This window comes from Sedimentitalea xiamensis (assembly GCF_030164465.1).
In the GTDB taxonomy this organism is placed as follows: domain Bacteria; phylum Pseudomonadota; class Alphaproteobacteria; order Rhodobacterales; family Rhodobacteraceae; genus Sedimentitalea; species Sedimentitalea xiamensis.
In genome coordinates this window covers 16440-31535 of record NZ_JASNJE010000017.1, presented here as the reverse complement: position 1 = coordinate 31535, position 15096 = coordinate 16440, and the positions used below count along the sequence as shown (strand labels likewise).

Here is a 15096-nt window from a genome sequence, read left to right as displayed (position 1 = left end):
ACGGTCATGCCCATCTCTCCCAATCGCGCGCTCTTTGCGGTCTTCGTGATGCTGATCGTGTTCTCGACGATCTGGCGGCGCAACCGGCTGCGCCGGGCGGTGCGAAATCTGCCGACGCGCATGCAGCGGCTTCTCGGGCCGGAACCGCAGTTCCAGCCGCCGCCCGATGATGCCCTGCCGGACGGTCTGCGCGCCTATGCGGCGCTGCACAGACGCACCCGCTGGGTGATCTATCTCTGCCGGGCTGCGGCGGCGTTCTTTGCCGCGCTGATCCTGTTCCTTGCACTGAAAGGCACTCCGTCATGACCGTGAAAGACATCTTCGACACGATGGATTACGGCCCTGCCACGGAAAGCGCCGCCGAAGCCCTGGGCTGGATCGCCAGGCATGCGGGTAAATTCGGCCATTTCATCGACGGGGCCTTTACAGCGCCGGGCAACGGGTTCGACAGCCGCAACCCGGCCACGGGCGAGGTTCTGGCCACGGTGACTCAGGGCACACAGGCGGACGTGGACCGCGCCGTCACCGCCGCGCGGAAGGCGCAGGGGAAATGGACCGCTCTGGGCGGGCCTGGGCGGGCGCGGTATCTCTATGCCATCGCCCGGCTCTTGCAGAAGCACAGCCGCTTGTTTGCGGTGCTGGAAACGCTGGACAACGGCAAGCCGATCCGGGAAAGCCGCGACATCGACATTCCACTGGCCCAGCGGCATTTCTACTATCACGCGGGCATGGCGCAGTTGATGGAAGACGAACTGCCGGATGCGGAACCGCTGGGGGTCTGCGGCCAGATCGTCCCGTGGAACTTTCCCCTGCTGATGCTGGCATGGAAGATCGCGCCCGCGCTGGCGATGGGCAACACGGTGGTGCTGAAACCGGCGGAATACACCTCGCTGACCGCCCTGCTGTTCGCGGATATCTGCGGTCAGGCCGGTTTGCCCAAAGGTGTAGTCAACATCGTGACCGGCGATGGCGCGGTGGGCGAGAGGATCGTGGCCGCGGATGTCGACAAGATCGCCTTTACCGGCTCGACCGCGGTCGGGCGCCGGATCCGCGCACAAACCGCCGGCAGCGGCAAGGCGCTGACGCTCGAACTCGGCGGCAAGAGCCCCTACATCGTCTTTGACGACGCCGACATCGACAGCGCCGTCGAAGGGTTGGTCGATGCGGTCTGGTTCAACCAGGGTCAGGTCTGCTGCGCCGGGTCGCGGCTGCTCGTGCAGGAAAGCATCGCCGAAGACTTCCTGGCCCGGTTGCGGGCGCGCATGGACAAGCTGCGCATCGGCGACCCGCTGGACAAATGCATCGACGTGGGGACGATCGTCGATCCCGCACAGTTGGACGCGATAACCCGCCTTGTCGATGCGAACAGCGACGGCGACATGCATGTCGCCGCCACCACGCTTCCCCAAGGGGGCTGTTTCTATCCGCCGACACTGATCTGGGGGCTGGGCACCGCGAACCCGCTGATGCAGGAAGAAATCTTTGGCCCGGTTCTGGTGGGATGCACGTTCCGCACGCCGGACGAAGCCGTCGCGCTGGCGAACAACACGCGCTACGGCCTGGCCGCGACCCTGTGGACCGAGAACATCAACCTGGCGCTGGATGTCGCGCCGAAACTTGCGGCGGGCGTCGTGTGGATCAACGCCACCAACCTGTTTGACGCCGCCGCCGGGTTCGGCGGCGTTCGGGAAAGCGGTTTCGGCCGCGAGGGCGGCTGGGTCGGGTTGCGCGCCTATACCCGCACCGCGATGAAGACACGGCCATTGAAGCGGATCGAACCGGTCTCGGGCGCGACCGCGGCAGCCAGCGGTCTGGACCGGACCGCCAAGATGTATGTGGGCGGCAAACAGGTGCGGCCCGACAGCGGCTATTCAAGACCGGTCTGCAACAGCAAAGGCATGTTGCTGGGGCATGTCGGCCAGGGCGGCCGCAAGGATGTGCGCAACGCCGTCGAAGCGGCGCGATCCGCTGCGGGCTGGGGCAGGAGCTCTGGCCATCTGCGGGCGCAGATCCTTTACTACATCGCCGAGAACCTGTCAGCGCGCGCATCGGAATTCGCCGCGCGGGTCGACAGCATGACCGGCGCGCGAAACGGCAAGCGCGAGGTTGACGCCAGCATCCAGCGTCTGTTTTCCGCCGCCGCCTGGGCCGACAAATACGACGGCCGGGTCAGCGGTGTTCCAATTCGCGGCGTCGCGCTGACCATGCAGGAACCGGTCGGCGTCATTGGCGCGCTTTGCCCGGATGAAGCACCTCTGCTCGGCCTCGTGTCGCTCATGGCGCCTGCCATCGCGATGGGAAACCGCTTGGTTCTGGCCGCGAGCGAACCCTTCCCGCTTGCGGCGACCGATTTCTATCAGGTTCTGGAAACCTCGGACCTGCCCGGCGGTGTCGTCAATATCCTGACCGGTGCCCATGCCGATCTGGCGCAGCCGCTCGCCGCGCATCTTGACGTGGATGCCGTCTGGAGCTTCTCGTCCAGCGACCTGTCCGCCGACATCGAAAGGGCCAGCGCCGGAAATCTCAAGCGCACCTGGGTCAACTACGGGCGGACCACCGATTGGTTCACCCTGCCGGTAAAATTCATTCTCGCCCACGCGACCGAATCCAAGACGATCTGGGTGCCCTATGGCGAATGAGAACCGTAGATCGATCCGAGCTTTCGATTTCAGCGGCAAGAAGGCGGCGGTGATCGGCGGCACCAGCGGGGGCGAACCCGTGCCCGGCCGCCGTCAGTTGGTGGAATCTCCCAGCCCTTCCGGCGCGCCGACGACCACGAAGCGCAAGCCTTCGGGGTCGAGCAGTTCCGCCGCGACGCGATTCACGTCCTCGACCGTCACCGCCCGCATCTTGTCGTTGCGGGTGGCGATGTAGTCCCTGGGCAGGCCTTCCATCTGCATGTCGGTCAGAATCCGCGCGATTGGCCCGTTGCCGTCAAAGCGCAGCGGATAGGCTCCGGTCAGGTAGGTCTTGGCGGCCTCCACCTCTTCGGCGGTGACGCCTTCGGACGCCGCCCTCGCCCATTCCGTGCGAATGACCTCGATCGCCTGCGCAATCCGGTCGTTCGCCGACGCCACGCTGCCAAGATAGACAGCCGCCAGATCGCGCGACGCCAGATAGGAATAGATGCCGTAGGTCAGCCCGCGCTTTTCGCGCACCTCGTCCATCAGCCGGCTTTCGAACGATCCCCCGCCCAGAACCTGATTCAGCACGTAAGCGGCAAAGAAATCCGGGTCGTCCCGGTCGATTCCGGTCTGACCGAAAATCGCAACCGACTGCGGCGTATCGAAATCGACCACGGTGGTGCCCCCGGTCAAAGTCACCTCCGCGGGTCCCGGCAGGGCACGCCCCTCGGCGGGCAGGCCTTCGAGCAGGCGGTCGACCAGAATGCCCGCGTCTTCGGGGGTGATGTCGCCCACCAGAGACACGTAGAGCCGGTCCTTCGCGAAAACGTCGGCATGGGCCTGCACAATATCCTCGCGGGTCAGTGCGGACACGGTGTCCACCGTGCCCTCGCCATCCGAACCATAGGGATGATCTCCGAAAGCCAGTCTCGAAAAGGTCGTGCGCGCGATGCTGTCGGGGTCCTTGGCGTCCGATCGCAGGCTGGACAGGATTTGCGCACGGACCCGTTCGATCGCATCCTGATCGAATCTTGGCGCATGAATCGTATCGCGCAGCAAGGCCAGCGCCGCATCCTTGTTTTCCGTCAGGAAGCGGGCCGAAATCGACACCGCGTCGTCGCTGGCGTCATAGCTGAAAGACGCCGCCAAGGATTCGAGCGCGCGGGCATGGGCGCGGGCGTCCAGATCGCCGGCGCCTTCCTCCAGAAGCGCCGTCATCAGGTAGACAGAGCCGCGCTTGCCGGGCGCGTCCAGCGATGTTCCGCCCCTGAACCGAAGGTCCATCGCCACGAATGGGATGGAATGATCTTCCACCAGCCAGAAATCGATTCCCGACGGGCTGGTCACTTCTTCGACCTGCACCGCCGCGGCGGCCGGCAACGCGAGGATCAGGGCAAGGATGAAACCGAAAATTCTGCTCATTGCGTCACCCTTTCATCCCGCATCAGCCACCCTGTCACCGACGCTTCGGGCCGCAACACCTCGCGGGCGACGGCGACGATCTCGTCGCCAGTCACGGCTTGCAGGACGTCCGGCCAGGCCTGTTCGTCTTCCACGGTGAGCCCCGTGGTCAGCGCCCGGCCATAGCGGTTCGCGATCGAATCCACATTGTCGCGCGCATAGATCTGCGCCGCGCGCATCTGCATCTTGATCCGGTCAAGCTGCTCCGGATCGACCCCGTCGCGAATGAAATCGGCCAATGCCTGGTCCATTGCCTGTTCCGCGTCCTCGAGCGTGACGCCGTCCTTGGGCACCACGATCAGGTCGAACGTCGTATCGTCAAGCGAAGTGCCGCTGTAGAAAGCCGCCGAATAGACCGCGATATCGCTGTCGAACTGCAAGCGCTCGGTCAGATAGGATGTGGTGCCGCCGCCAAGTATCTCGGCCAGAAGCACCAGCGCCGCGGCCTTCTCCTGCGCACCGCTGTCCCGTTCCGGGGCAAGGTAGGACCGGCTGACATAGGGTTGCGCCACACGCGTATCCTTGAAGGTGATCCGGCGGGCCGCCGTCTGGGGCGGTTCCTGGGTGCGGATACGTTCCGGCAGATCCGGATTCGCCGGAATGACGCCATAGTATTGCTCGGCCAGACGCCGGACTTCGGCAGGATCGACGTCACCGGATACGATCAGTATGGCGTTGTTGGGCGCGTAATAGGTGCGGTAAAAAGCCAGCGCATCTTCTAGCCCCAGCTCTTCCATCTCGTGTTTCCAGCCGATGATCGGCACCCCGTAGCGGTGATTGAAATACTGCACCGCGCCCATCTGTTCGCTGAACAGCGACCTCGGGTTGTTTTCAACCCGCATGTTGCGTTCTTCCAGGATCACATCCCGTTCGGTGGCGATATTGTCTTCGGTCAGCCGGATATTCACCATCCGGTCGGATTCCATCTGCATCATCAGTTCCAGCCGATCCGCCGCCACCCTCTGGAAATAAGCGGTGTAGTCATAGCTAGTAAAGGCATTGTCCTGCCCGCCATTGGCCGCGACCGTGGCGGAAAATTCGCCCGCCTCCATCTTGTCGGTGGCCTTGAAAAGAAGATGTTCGAGAAAATGCGCGACACCGGACGAGCCCTTGGGTTCATCCGCCGAGCCCGCCTTGTACCAGACCATGTGCTGAAGCACGGGGGCACGATGATCTTCGACGACGACGACCTGCATGCCGTTGTCCAGTTCGAAACTGGTCACGGCGTCGTTGATGCCCTCCGCGGACAATGTCGAGGCGGCCAGAACGAGGCCGGCGATACAGGAAAGAAGTCGGTTCATCAGGCATCCTCTGGAAGATTGCAGGAGCAAGCTACGGGGAAAGAGCCCGTTTTCAACTGGCGATGCCGGAAATGTGAGCGACTTCCGTCACTGCGCCGGGGGCGCTGTCGGCGTGCCGAACCCGGAACTGCGGAAAGCCGCGTTGACATCGGAGGCATCCATGGTCTGCCGACGGTAGACCTGGCTGTACCGATCCACCGGGAACAGTTTAATCGCCGTCATGCGGCCCTGTTTCCTGCGGAATTCCGCATCCTCTTCGGCCAGCACCGTCCGGGTGTTGGACGGAACGCCGTAGCGGCTGGCCGAACCCACCAGCGCGCCGTCGGACGACGGAACGCCCCCGCCTGGATTCAGCGCCGTTTCACGCCCGCCCAGTGCCACAACCGCGTCGGCCTGCGGATTCAGATCCACAAGATTCGTACCGCCCGGAGTCGGCGCCGGAAGAACGTCATAGTCCTTGGGCGCGGTCAGCGGCTTCACCGGTTCCACCAGGAATTCATCCGGACCCCTGGAATTGCTCCGCATGTCGTGGAGAGGCTTGCGCGCACAGCCCGCGAGCGCAATGCTCACCCCCAATATTGCCAAACCCAGCGGTATCCGCACGGATCATTCTCCTGCCTGTTTATCGGCTTCTATCGCATTCGGCGGCCGAGGTCACGATGCGTTTTTCGCCTTGCTGCGCGGTTCGAAGATCACCATCCCGATGGCTCCGGCGAAAATGAACACATCCGCCAGGTTGAAGACGAAAGGATTGTTGATCGTGCAGCAGGACATGTTCAGGAAATCCAGAACATAGCCATAGACCAGCCGGTCGACGACATTTCCGACCGCGCCGCCGATCAGCAGTCCGGCACTGACCTGCATGGGCACGGATCCCGGATGCTTGCGATGCACCCAGGCCCAGACCGCGCCGGCCACTATCAGCGAAAACCCGATCAGGATCCAGCGGGTCAGGTCGGAATTCCCGTCGAACAGGCCGAAATTGATGCCCCGGTTCTCGCCATAGCGAAAATTCAGAACCGGGGGCAACACATCGATCGCCAGCCTGCGGGACAGCTGCAGGCCGTGAACCACTGCATATTTGCTCGCCTGGTCGATCAGGAAAGCCAGCAGGATCGCCCAGATCAGAACGCGCTGCGTCACGCCCTGCCCCTAGTGCCGGAAATGACGCATGCCGGTGAACACCATCGCCAGCCCCGCATCGTCGGCGGCGGCGATCACTTCGTCGTCACGCATGGATCCACCCGGCTGGATCAGGGCCGTCGCGCCGGCTTCGGCTGCGGTGATCAGACCGTCGGCAAAGGGAAAGAACGCATCCGACGCCACCACGGACCCTTGGGTCAGCGGCGCGGGAAGTCCCAGCGCCTCTGCCATGTCGGCAGCCTTGCGGGCGGCGATCCGGGTGCTGTCGACCCGGCTCATCTGCCCCGCGCCGACTCCGACCGTGGCCCCGTCCTTGACATAGATGATGGCGTTGGACTTCACGTGCTTGGCGACGGTCCAGGCGAACATCAGGTCCGCCAGTTCCGCCTCGGTCGGGGCGCGTTTGGTCACGACCCTGAGATCGGCGGGCGACACGAAGCCGGTGTCCTTGTCCTGCACCAGCAAGCCGCCGGACACCTGGCGCACGGTCAGCGCCGCCGCACGCGGATCGGCGAGCGCCCCGGTCGTCAACAGGCGCAGGTTCTTCTTTCCGGCGAAAACCGACCGCGCCGCATCGTCCGCACCGGGGGCAATGACGACCTCGGTGAAGATCGAAGTTATCTCTTCCGCCGTCTCGCCATCCAGCGGCTGGTTCAGGGCGATGATGCCGCCGAAGGCACTGGTCCGGTCGCAGTCGAAAGCGCGGCGATAGGCGTCTTTCAGGGTCGCGGCCCTGGCCACCCCGCAGGGATTCGCGTGCTTGATGATGGCGCAGGCCGGCCCGTCCTCGGGCGCGAATTCGCTGACCAGTTCAAAGGCCGCATCGGTATCGTTGATGTTGTTGTAGCTCAGTTCCTTGCCCTGATGCTGCCGCGCGGTCGCGACGCCGGGACGATCGGAACCATCGGTGTAGAAGGCCGCCTTCTGATGCGGGTTCTCGCCATAGCGCAGCGACTGCGCGAGCGTGCCGGCAAAGGCGCGGCGGCGCGGCGTCGGAACCTCGATCGCCCCGGCCATCCAGGTGCTGACGGCCGCATCGTAGGATGCCGTGCGGGCATAGGCGATCTGCGCCAGCCTGCGCCGGAACTTCGGGCAGGTCGCGCCCGCGTGCTGATCCATGTCGCCGAGCAGTTTCCCGTAATCTTCGGTATCGACGACGACGGTCACGAAGGCATGGTTCTTGGCCGCGGCGCGGATCATCGCCGGACCGCCGATATCGATGTTCTCGATGCAGGTGCCGTAATCCGCCCCTGCGGCCACCGTCGCCTCGAACGGGTAGAGATTGACCACCAGCAGGTCGATCGCGCCGATTCGATGCTGTTCCATCGCCGCCAGATGGGCGGGATCGTCGCGCAACGCCAGCAAACCGCCATGCACCATCGGGTGCAGCGTCTTGACCCGGCCATCCATCATCTCGGGAAATCCGGTGACTTCGGCGACATCCGTCACCTCCAGCCCGGCATCGCGCAGGGTGGATGCGGTGCCGCCGGTGCTGAGCAGTTCGACACCACGTTCCGCGAGAGCCTTGCCCAGATCGACGAGGCCGGTCTTGTCCGAGACGGAAAGCAGGGCGCGGCGGATGGGGTGGAGGTCGGACATGTCGTTTTCCTAGCTGTTGCGACTGTTGCGGGCCACATAGTCCAATATCGGCCGGGATTGAACAGCCTGTTTTGTCGCGCTGGCCCCGGCGCGGCTCGTATGGCGCTCAGCGGTCGAAAACCGGATCGTCGCGCGCCAGATCCCGGATCGCGATTTCCGTTTCATGCGCCTTGGCCAGCGACCACCGGATGCGGGTCGCGTAGTCTGACGCCCGTCCCGACAGCACGATCTGCAGGGTCGTGCGCGGTTTCATCCGTCCGCTTTCCAGATACACGCTCGGGTCCAAGGACAACCGAAACGGCCCGTCATGCCGGAACACCCAGACCTCGCCGCTTTTCAACGTCATCGAAACCGCCGCCCCGGCCAGATCGAGCGCCGCATCCACGTCCGGATGCAGGTGGAGTCGGATATCGAAGCCGATCCCGGCGAGCCTTGCGCGATCCATCGCCTGATCAAAGCGCCGCTTGTCGCTCGGCTCGATCGCCAGCAGCATGTCTTCACCCGTCAGCCCGCGGCCATCGTGGGTCAGGCCGAGCTTGCGGACGTGGGTCAGGCCGAAAACGTCGCGATAGCCGTCCTGGCCACCCTCGAAACGCATGCCCTCCTCCGATTCGGACAGTTCGACCGGAACCCTGGCCGGGCCGTCCACCAGCGCCTCATGTCCCGACCCGCGCTCCGGGTCGGCAAGGCGGGCGCTGGAATATCCGCCCAGGCACAGGGTGGAATGGGAAGGCGTCGAGCGACCGGCCCGGCGCCATTCCTTGCCGAATGTCGCCCCGGAGCCGCAGTTCACCACCACGGGACGCCGGCCCGAGGTCAGTTCGAAGGCCAGGGTCGATGCGTGGGCATTGTAGGACGCCGTCCGGGTCGGCGGCGGGGCCGCATCGACGATGACGGTGGTCCGTCCGCCGGACAGGCGGGCGAATCCCATCGCAAGCCCGCCGGAAGGCGCCGGTTTCACATGGCTGGCCGCCAGGGCGTGTTCCAGCCGCCCCTCCATCCCGCGCGAACCACCGTGAAAGCGCGCCAATCCGCCGTCGGAATGACGCAGGGTGCGCAAGGTCGGCGCAATCCGCTCGATCGCCGCGGAATGGGCGGGGGTAATCCCGCGCCCCGCTTCGTGCAATGCCGCGGCGGCCCAGGTCAGCAGGTTGAACACTTCCAGCAGTTCCTCGGGGTTGCGCGTCGGAACCCCGCCCTGATCGTCGATCTGCGTCCGGCAGTCCCGTGCCAGCGCGCGCACCGCCGGATCCGTCATCGCATCGTCCCCTTCCAGCGCGAGGCTCGTGTAGATGAAGCCGGTCAGGGCCTCGAACCGGCGCAGGCCGGGCGGCGCGCCGTGCCAGCGCCTGGACAGGAACCATCTTTGCCGCCCCAGGGACCGGAAGAAGGCATCGCTGGCGGTGCCGTTCTGGCCCCTGAGCAGAAAGATCGCGTGATTGACCCACCGGATCATCCGGCGGCCTGTCAGGTCCGGCGTCCATCCCGGGCCGCGTCCTGCGCCATGCAGATCGATCCAGCGCCACAGCCATTTCTGGGCCAGCGTCCGCGCTTCGGGCGTGCCGACCGCCGCCAGATCATCGAGCCAGGCAAAGCCGTGACGTTCCGCGTCGAACGCCGGGTCCGGTGCGACGGGGGCCCACAGGTCGCCATCGTCCGACCGGACCAGATACCCGGCGAACAGATAGTTGCCCGCGATCAGTTGCCGGCCCCTCGCGAGGCTGCCGATCGTCCGCGGCTCGGGTTGGGACAGGAAACCGGCGACGCCCGACCGGCGGCTGGCGAGGCGGGCGTAGAGCCGGTCGAGAAACCGTGTGCGCCGTGACGCGAATATGTCAGGAATCGACATGCCCCCTGCCTCTACGCTCTCAGGCGTTTGGGCGATGTATAGCCTGCGGAAGCGGTCAAGTCACCGGAGAATGGCGGATCAGCCCGACTTGCGCAGACAGGCCATGTAAAATCCGTCCATGCCGCCCAGATCCGGCCAGAAATCGGGCCGCAGGCGCAAACCGCCTTCGGATGTCGCCCAGGACGCATCGACTCCCGGCAGGTCCAGAGCGGCGCGATCGACCGACATGTCGGGATGGGCGGCCAGCGCCTCTTCGACCTGAACCTCGCCTTCGTCCGGCAACAGCGAGCAGGTGCAATACACCATGTGGCCTCCGGGACGCAGGAGGCTCCAGGCATGGGCCAGCATTTGCGACTGCAATGCGATCAGCGCGTCGAAGTCCCCGCCATCCTTGGCATGTGGCAGATCCGGGTGGCGGCGGATCGTTCCCGTCGCGGAACAGGGCGCATCCAGCAGAATCGCGTCGTAGACGCCTGCCTGCTCCAGTGCATCCCCGATGCGCAGATCGGCCGTCAGCCCGGTGCGCGACAGGTTTTCCCGCAGCCGCCTCATGCGCTGTTCGGAATTGTCCACGGCGACCACCTCCGCCCCGGCAGCCGCAAGCTGCAAGGTCTTTCCGCCCGGCGCGGCACAGAGATCGAGCACCCGCATCCCCGGCGCCGCGCCCAGGATACGCGCCGGCAGCGCCGCCGCGGCATCCTGCACCCACCACTGCCCTTCTGCGAATCCGGGCAGGGCCGACACCTGTCCGGGCGCGGTCAGCCGGATCGATCCCGTGGGCAGCGTCACACCGCCCAGGACATCGGAACCCGCCCCCGGTTTCAGGGTGATATCAAGCGGCGCACCGGCAAAATGCGCGATCTCCATCGCTGCGACGGCCTCTGCCCCCCAGGCCTGCACCAGCGGCGCCCGCAACCATTTCGGCAAGCGCGGGACGCGCATCGCCGACCAGGCGGCGGGTCCGTCCGCCGCCACCTTGCGCAGAACCGCGTTGACCATGCCTTTCAACTGATTGTGACGCCTGTGCGATCCCACGATCTGGACCAGATCGTTCACGACTCCATGCGCGGCGCCCCCATGGCAGAGTTCGACCGTGCCCAGACGCAGGGCATTGCGGACGGACAAGGGCGGTGGCTTGCGCAGGTATTTACCCAGCAGCCTGTCGGCCCGTTCCAGACCGCGCAGCGTATCCGATGCCAGCCGCTGGGCCCGCGCCCGGTCTTCCGGTGCGAGATGGTCCAGCGCCCCGGCCGAAAGGCATTCCGCCATCAACCGGCCTTCTCCCAGAATCTGGTCCAGCAAATAAACCGCACTGCGCCGCGCGCCCTGACCCGAATTCGCCATTCTCAAAACCCCAACGACTGCGCCGCCGTGTCCCTTGCCAGACCGCGACGGGGGCGTATATCACGCATCAGGCGAAAGGAAACCCGAGATGACCGACAGACCCGAACGCGACCTGCCACCCGCAGCAATCCGCGCGCTGGCGGAAGCCGCCGAGCGGCGCAAGGCAGCAGAAGCAGCCGAGCCGTTGCCCAAGGAACTGGGCGGCCGGGACGGCCCCGAGCCGGTGCGCTACGGCGACTGGGAAAAAAAGGGGCTTGCGATCGACTTCTGAACGCCGCGCCGAAACCGGCGCGCGTCAGAACTGGCCTGACGCCGTTACGTCAGAAATTGCTGCCCCTCGTGGTGGTGGTGGTGGATGTGTTGTTCGAGTCGTCGTCGCCGATCAAAATGATGACCACCACCGCCGCTGCAATCCCCGCAGCGACCTCGGGGGTCAGGCCCGCTCCGGCCAGTTCAGCCGGAAGCCGCGATTCCTGGGAACAGGTCACTCGGATCGAACCGTTCGCCAAGGTTTCCGCCCCGACAACGCGGCCCGTTCCACAGGCCAGCCGCACCCTCGCCTCGGATACGCCCGGATCCAGAGCCTGGGCGAACCCTTGGGTTGCGGGCGCCGCCACCAGGCAAGCCATCATCAAAGAAGAGAAAATTTTGCCCATAGCCTCACAATCGAATCCTGTTAGAATGACTATCAGACTATCGAGAACACTTGGCCTAGGCAACGCAGCAAGTGAAATCGTTTGGCAATTTTCACCCAAAGGAGAATTTAGATGAAGATCAATTCGCACAGTTTCAGCACCGCACTGGCGATTGCCGCGACTGCGCTGGCAGGCTCACCGGCTGTGGCGCAGGGTGTCGGCCCCGGCGTCCTTTACACCGTCATTCTGCCTGCGGGAGAGTTCGGATCGCAGAATTATACCGATGTCCTGACCGGAAACATCGCGGCCGCACAAAAATTCTGCGCCGAGCTGGGGAACGATTCCTATACGGTGGACTGTCTGTCCGAACGGCTCGAAAAGATCGCCGACGACATCCCGCGGGACAGCGACTATGCCGAGGTCAAGACCATCCTGAAGAACACGTCGGATCAGCTGGCCGACCTGGCGCGTGCAAATCGCGATCCGGCGCAGACGCGCGGCCGCGCCACCAGAGCGGGCGAGAACCCGGTCACGACAACGCGCCCTCTCACGCCTGTCCGGCCCGAAGCGGTTCCGCAGGTCAACGCTCAGGCGCAGGCGATCCTGGACAATACCCAGACCCTGCTGCTTCGGAGCGCCGAAGGTTCGGAAAGCAAGGCGCTTCAATACAGCCGGATCGCGGACGCACTTGGATCGAGCAAGGTTCTGCTGCGATCCGCCTGAACACGGGGTCGGCGGCGCGGCAGCGCCTCCGGCCTTGTCCGCGCCCCGGTCGGCGTTTCAGTTCGTCGTCAGGCGGCAATCGGCGGAATCGCCCCTGCCGCGGTCCGACGTGAACCGGATTCGCGCGCCGTTCAACGCGACCTCCTGGCAATTATAGCCAATTTCGCTGCCCCCCCAGAACAGGTCGCGGCGGCGGCAAGGGTCTTCATGGACATCGCCGGGTTCCCGGCTTCATGCAGGGCCGATACGCCCGATCATCCGGATTGAATCACTCGCGGATCGCAGGGACGACAGGTATCGGCGGCGGACCGCCGACCCGCCCGCGGGGCGGTCAGAGTCCGAGAACATCCAGCATGTCATATTCCCCAGGCGGTTTCCCTTGCCCCCACAGCGCCGCCCGCAGCGCGCCGCGCGCGAAAACCGCGCGGTCCGTCGCCACATGGCGCAGGACGATCCGTTCTCCGGGAGCGGCGAACAGAACGTCGTGTTCGCCGACGATATCGCCAGCCCGCAGCGCGGCAAAACCGATGTGACCGCGCTGGCGCGCACCGGTAATCCCGTCCCGTCCTCGGTCCGCGACCTCTTCCAGACGCACGCCGCGGCCTTCCGCTGCCGCCTCGCCCAGCATCAGGGCAGTGCCGGATGGCGCGTCGACCTTGTGGCGGTGGTGCGATTCGACGATCTCGATGTCGAACTCGTCATCCAGCGCCGCGGCCACCCGTTTCGTCAGTTGCGTCAAGAGATTGACGCCAAGGCTCATGTTGCCCGCCCGCACGATGACCGCATGCCGCGCGGCCGGTTTCAGGGCCGCGATCTGCGCCTCGCTCATGCCCGTGGTGCCGATCACATGCACCGCGCGGGCCTGAGCCGCGAGGGTGGCGAATTCCAGCGTCGCTTCGGGCGCGGTAAAGTCGATTATCGCCTGGGCCGTTGCAAAGGCTTCGAGCGGTTCGTCGGTCACGGTGACTCCCAGCGCTTTCCCGCCCATCGCCGTCCCGACATCCTGCCCGATCCAGGCATGCCCCTTGCGCTCGACCGCACCGACGAGTTGCGCCTGATCGCTGTCCAGGATGGAGCGGATCAGCATCTGCCCCATGCGGCCCGATGCTCCGGTCACTGCGATTCCCGGTGTATGTGTCATTGTGCGCCCCTCTCCTGCGATGTTGCGTTGGTTAGCGGTTCGCGTCCCGCTTGGCAAAGCCTGCCGATGCGCATAGATCATTTCCATGGGAAAGAACAAATTTCATGACGGCCCCGGCCCCTCGCAACGCCAGCTTCGCGTCGGAGAACTGATTCGACGGTCCCTGTCCGAGGTTCTGGCGCGCGGCGATGTGCACGACCCGGACCTGAACCGCCTGTCGATCACCGTGGGCGAGGTCCGCACCTCGCCGGATCTGCGCGTGGCCACGGCCTATGTGCTGCCGCTTGGCGGGCAGGGGCGCGAAGACGTGCTGAAACTTCTGGCCCGGAACAAGGGCGAGTTGCGGCGGATCATATCCAGGAAACTGGCGCTGAAATTCGCGCCGGACCTGCGGTTCCAGCTGGACGAAACCTTTGACCGGATGGACGACACCCGGCGCATGTTGCAGCAGGATGCGGTGCGCCGCGATCTGGAAGAATGATCCGCGCGCCCCTGACGCTGATCCTGGCGGCGCTGGCCTTGCCGGCATTGGCGCAGGACTGCCGCGACCTGACCTACGAGGGCAATCCCTACACGCTGTGCGAGGTGGACACGGCGCAGGCCGATCTGCGTCTTTTTCTTGCCGATGACACGGGTACTCCGTTCGGTCAGTTTTCCGCCGTCGATCGGGCGCTCGCCGAACAGGGAAAGACGCTGGGGTTCGCAATGAACGCGGGCATGTATCACAGCGACCGGTCGCCGGTAGGATATTACGTGGAAAACGGCATCGAAATCATGGGGGTGGTTCCGGGCGCCGGGCCGGGAAATTTCGGATTGGTGCCCAACGGCGTGTTCTGCATACGCGAAGACCGGGCCGACGTCATCGAAACGACCGCGTTCCTGTCGCGCGGGACGGACTGTTCCTACGCGACCCAGTCGGGTCCGATGCTGGTGATCGACGGCGCCCTGCACCCCCGGTTCCTGGTCGACAGCACCTCCCGCTATGTCCGCAACGGCGTCGGCACGACCGCCGACGGCAGCCGCGCATTCTTCGTCATGTCGTCAAGCCGGGTGACGTTTCACGAGTTCGGCAGGTTGTTCCGGGATGCTCTCGACCTGCCCAACGCGCTCTATTTCGATGGCAACGTGTCCCGGTTGCATGCGCCGCAGATCGGCCGCAGCGATGCCGGATTCGCAATGGGACCCATCGTGGGCACGGTTGTCGACCTCGGGGCATCGACCCACCCGTCAAATTGACAGGCCGAGCTGCTTGCGCTAGTGCGCCGGCTTCCAGGAT

15 protein-coding genes are annotated in these 15096 nt (G+C 65.1%); 6 read left to right on the top strand and 9 right to left on the bottom strand.

Annotated features, from left to right (window positions below; genetic code table 11):
• Positions 1 to 6: 6 nt before the first annotated feature.
• The gene (locus tag QO034_RS14025; RefSeq protein ID WP_284486172.1) at positions 7 to 306 is read left to right on the top strand and encodes a hypothetical protein; all 300 of its coding nucleotides are present in this window, start codon (positions 7 to 9) and stop codon (positions 304 to 306) included.
• The gene (locus QO034_RS14020) at positions 303 to 2639 is read left to right on the top strand and encodes an aldehyde dehydrogenase family protein (RefSeq protein ID WP_284486171.1); all 2337 of its coding nucleotides are present in this window, start codon (positions 303 to 305) and stop codon (positions 2637 to 2639) included. Before QO034_RS14025 ends, QO034_RS14020 begins: the two co-directional genes overlap by 4 nt.
• A gap of 93 nt (positions 2640 to 2732) precedes the next feature.
• On the opposite strand, the gene QO034_RS14015 is transcribed toward QO034_RS14020, so the two are convergent.
• The 7 genes from QO034_RS14015 to QO034_RS13985 form a co-directional block, all read right to left on the bottom strand.
• Complete coding sequence (locus QO034_RS14015) at positions 2733 to 4046, bottom strand: M16 family metallopeptidase (protein WP_284486170.1); 1314 nt, start codon at positions 4044 to 4046, stop codon at positions 2733 to 2735.
• The gene (locus QO034_RS14010) at positions 4043 to 5386 is read right to left on the bottom strand and encodes a M16 family metallopeptidase (protein ID WP_284486169.1); all 1344 of its coding nucleotides are present in this window, start codon (positions 5384 to 5386) and stop codon (positions 4043 to 4045) included. Before QO034_RS14010 ends, QO034_RS14015 begins: the two co-directional genes overlap by 4 nt.
• A gap of 87 nt (positions 5387 to 5473) precedes the next feature.
• Entirely contained in the window at positions 5474 to 5989 is a 516-nt protein-coding gene (locus QO034_RS14005; protein ID WP_284486168.1) for a DUF3035 domain-containing protein, read from the bottom strand.
• A 51-nt stretch (positions 5990 to 6040) separates the two neighbouring features.
• Positions 6041 to 6529, bottom strand: a complete 489-nt coding sequence (lspA, locus tag QO034_RS14000) for a signal peptidase II (protein WP_284486167.1) — start codon at positions 6527 to 6529, stop codon at positions 6041 to 6043.
• 9 nt (positions 6530 to 6538) lie between these two features.
• On the bottom strand, positions 6539 to 8128 hold the full coding sequence (gene purH / locus QO034_RS13995; RefSeq protein WP_284486166.1) for a bifunctional phosphoribosylaminoimidazolecarboxamide formyltransferase/IMP cyclohydrolase: 1590 nt from the start codon (positions 8126 to 8128) through the stop codon (positions 6539 to 6541).
• Positions 8129 to 8234: 106 nt separating this feature from the next.
• Positions 8235 to 9977: a heparinase II/III family protein gene (locus tag QO034_RS13990; protein ID WP_284486165.1), complete on the bottom strand. Its 1743-nt coding sequence runs from the start codon at positions 9975 to 9977 to the stop codon at positions 8235 to 8237.
• A 78-nt stretch (positions 9978 to 10055) separates the two neighbouring features.
• On the bottom strand, positions 10056 to 11321 hold the full coding sequence (locus QO034_RS13985; RefSeq protein ID WP_284486164.1) for an RsmB/NOP family class I SAM-dependent RNA methyltransferase: 1266 nt from the start codon (positions 11319 to 11321) through the stop codon (positions 10056 to 10058).
• Between the two features lie 88 nt (positions 11322 to 11409).
• Between QO034_RS13985 and QO034_RS13980 the strand changes: the two genes are divergently transcribed.
• Positions 11410 to 11592 carry a DUF1674 domain-containing protein gene (locus tag QO034_RS13980; protein WP_284486163.1) on the top strand — a complete coding sequence of 61 codons (183 nt, stop codon included), beginning with the start codon at positions 11410 to 11412 and terminating at the stop codon, positions 11590 to 11592.
• A gap of 49 nt (positions 11593 to 11641) precedes the next feature.
• Here the strand turns inward: QO034_RS13980 and QO034_RS13975 are convergent, their stop codons facing one another.
• Positions 11642 to 11977 carry a hypothetical protein gene (locus tag QO034_RS13975; RefSeq protein ID WP_284486162.1) on the bottom strand — a complete coding sequence of 112 codons (336 nt, stop codon included), beginning with the start codon at positions 11975 to 11977 and terminating at the stop codon, positions 11642 to 11644.
• Positions 11978 to 12088: 111 nt separating this feature from the next.
• Between QO034_RS13975 and QO034_RS13970 the strand changes: the two genes are divergently transcribed.
• On the top strand, positions 12089 to 12679 hold the full coding sequence (locus tag QO034_RS13970) for a hypothetical protein (RefSeq protein WP_284486161.1): 591 nt from the start codon (positions 12089 to 12091) through the stop codon (positions 12677 to 12679).
• A 331-nt stretch (positions 12680 to 13010) separates the two neighbouring features.
• Here the strand turns inward: QO034_RS13970 and dapB are convergent, their stop codons facing one another.
• Positions 13011 to 13820, bottom strand: coding sequence for a 4-hydroxy-tetrahydrodipicolinate reductase (gene dapB / locus QO034_RS13965; protein WP_284486160.1), 810 nt, complete (start codon positions 13818 to 13820; stop codon positions 13011 to 13013).
• An 85-nt stretch (positions 13821 to 13905) separates the two neighbouring features.
• Between dapB and rbfA the strand changes: the two genes are divergently transcribed.
• On the top strand, positions 13906 to 14301 hold the full coding sequence (rbfA, locus tag QO034_RS13960; protein ID WP_284486159.1) for a 30S ribosome-binding factor RbfA: 396 nt from the start codon (positions 13906 to 13908) through the stop codon (positions 14299 to 14301).
• Positions 14298 to 15056, top strand: a complete 759-nt coding sequence (locus QO034_RS13955) for a phosphodiester glycosidase family protein (protein ID WP_284486158.1) — start codon at positions 14298 to 14300, stop codon at positions 15054 to 15056. Before rbfA ends, QO034_RS13955 begins: the two co-directional genes overlap by 4 nt.
• Positions 15057 to 15096: the final 40 nt, after the last annotated feature.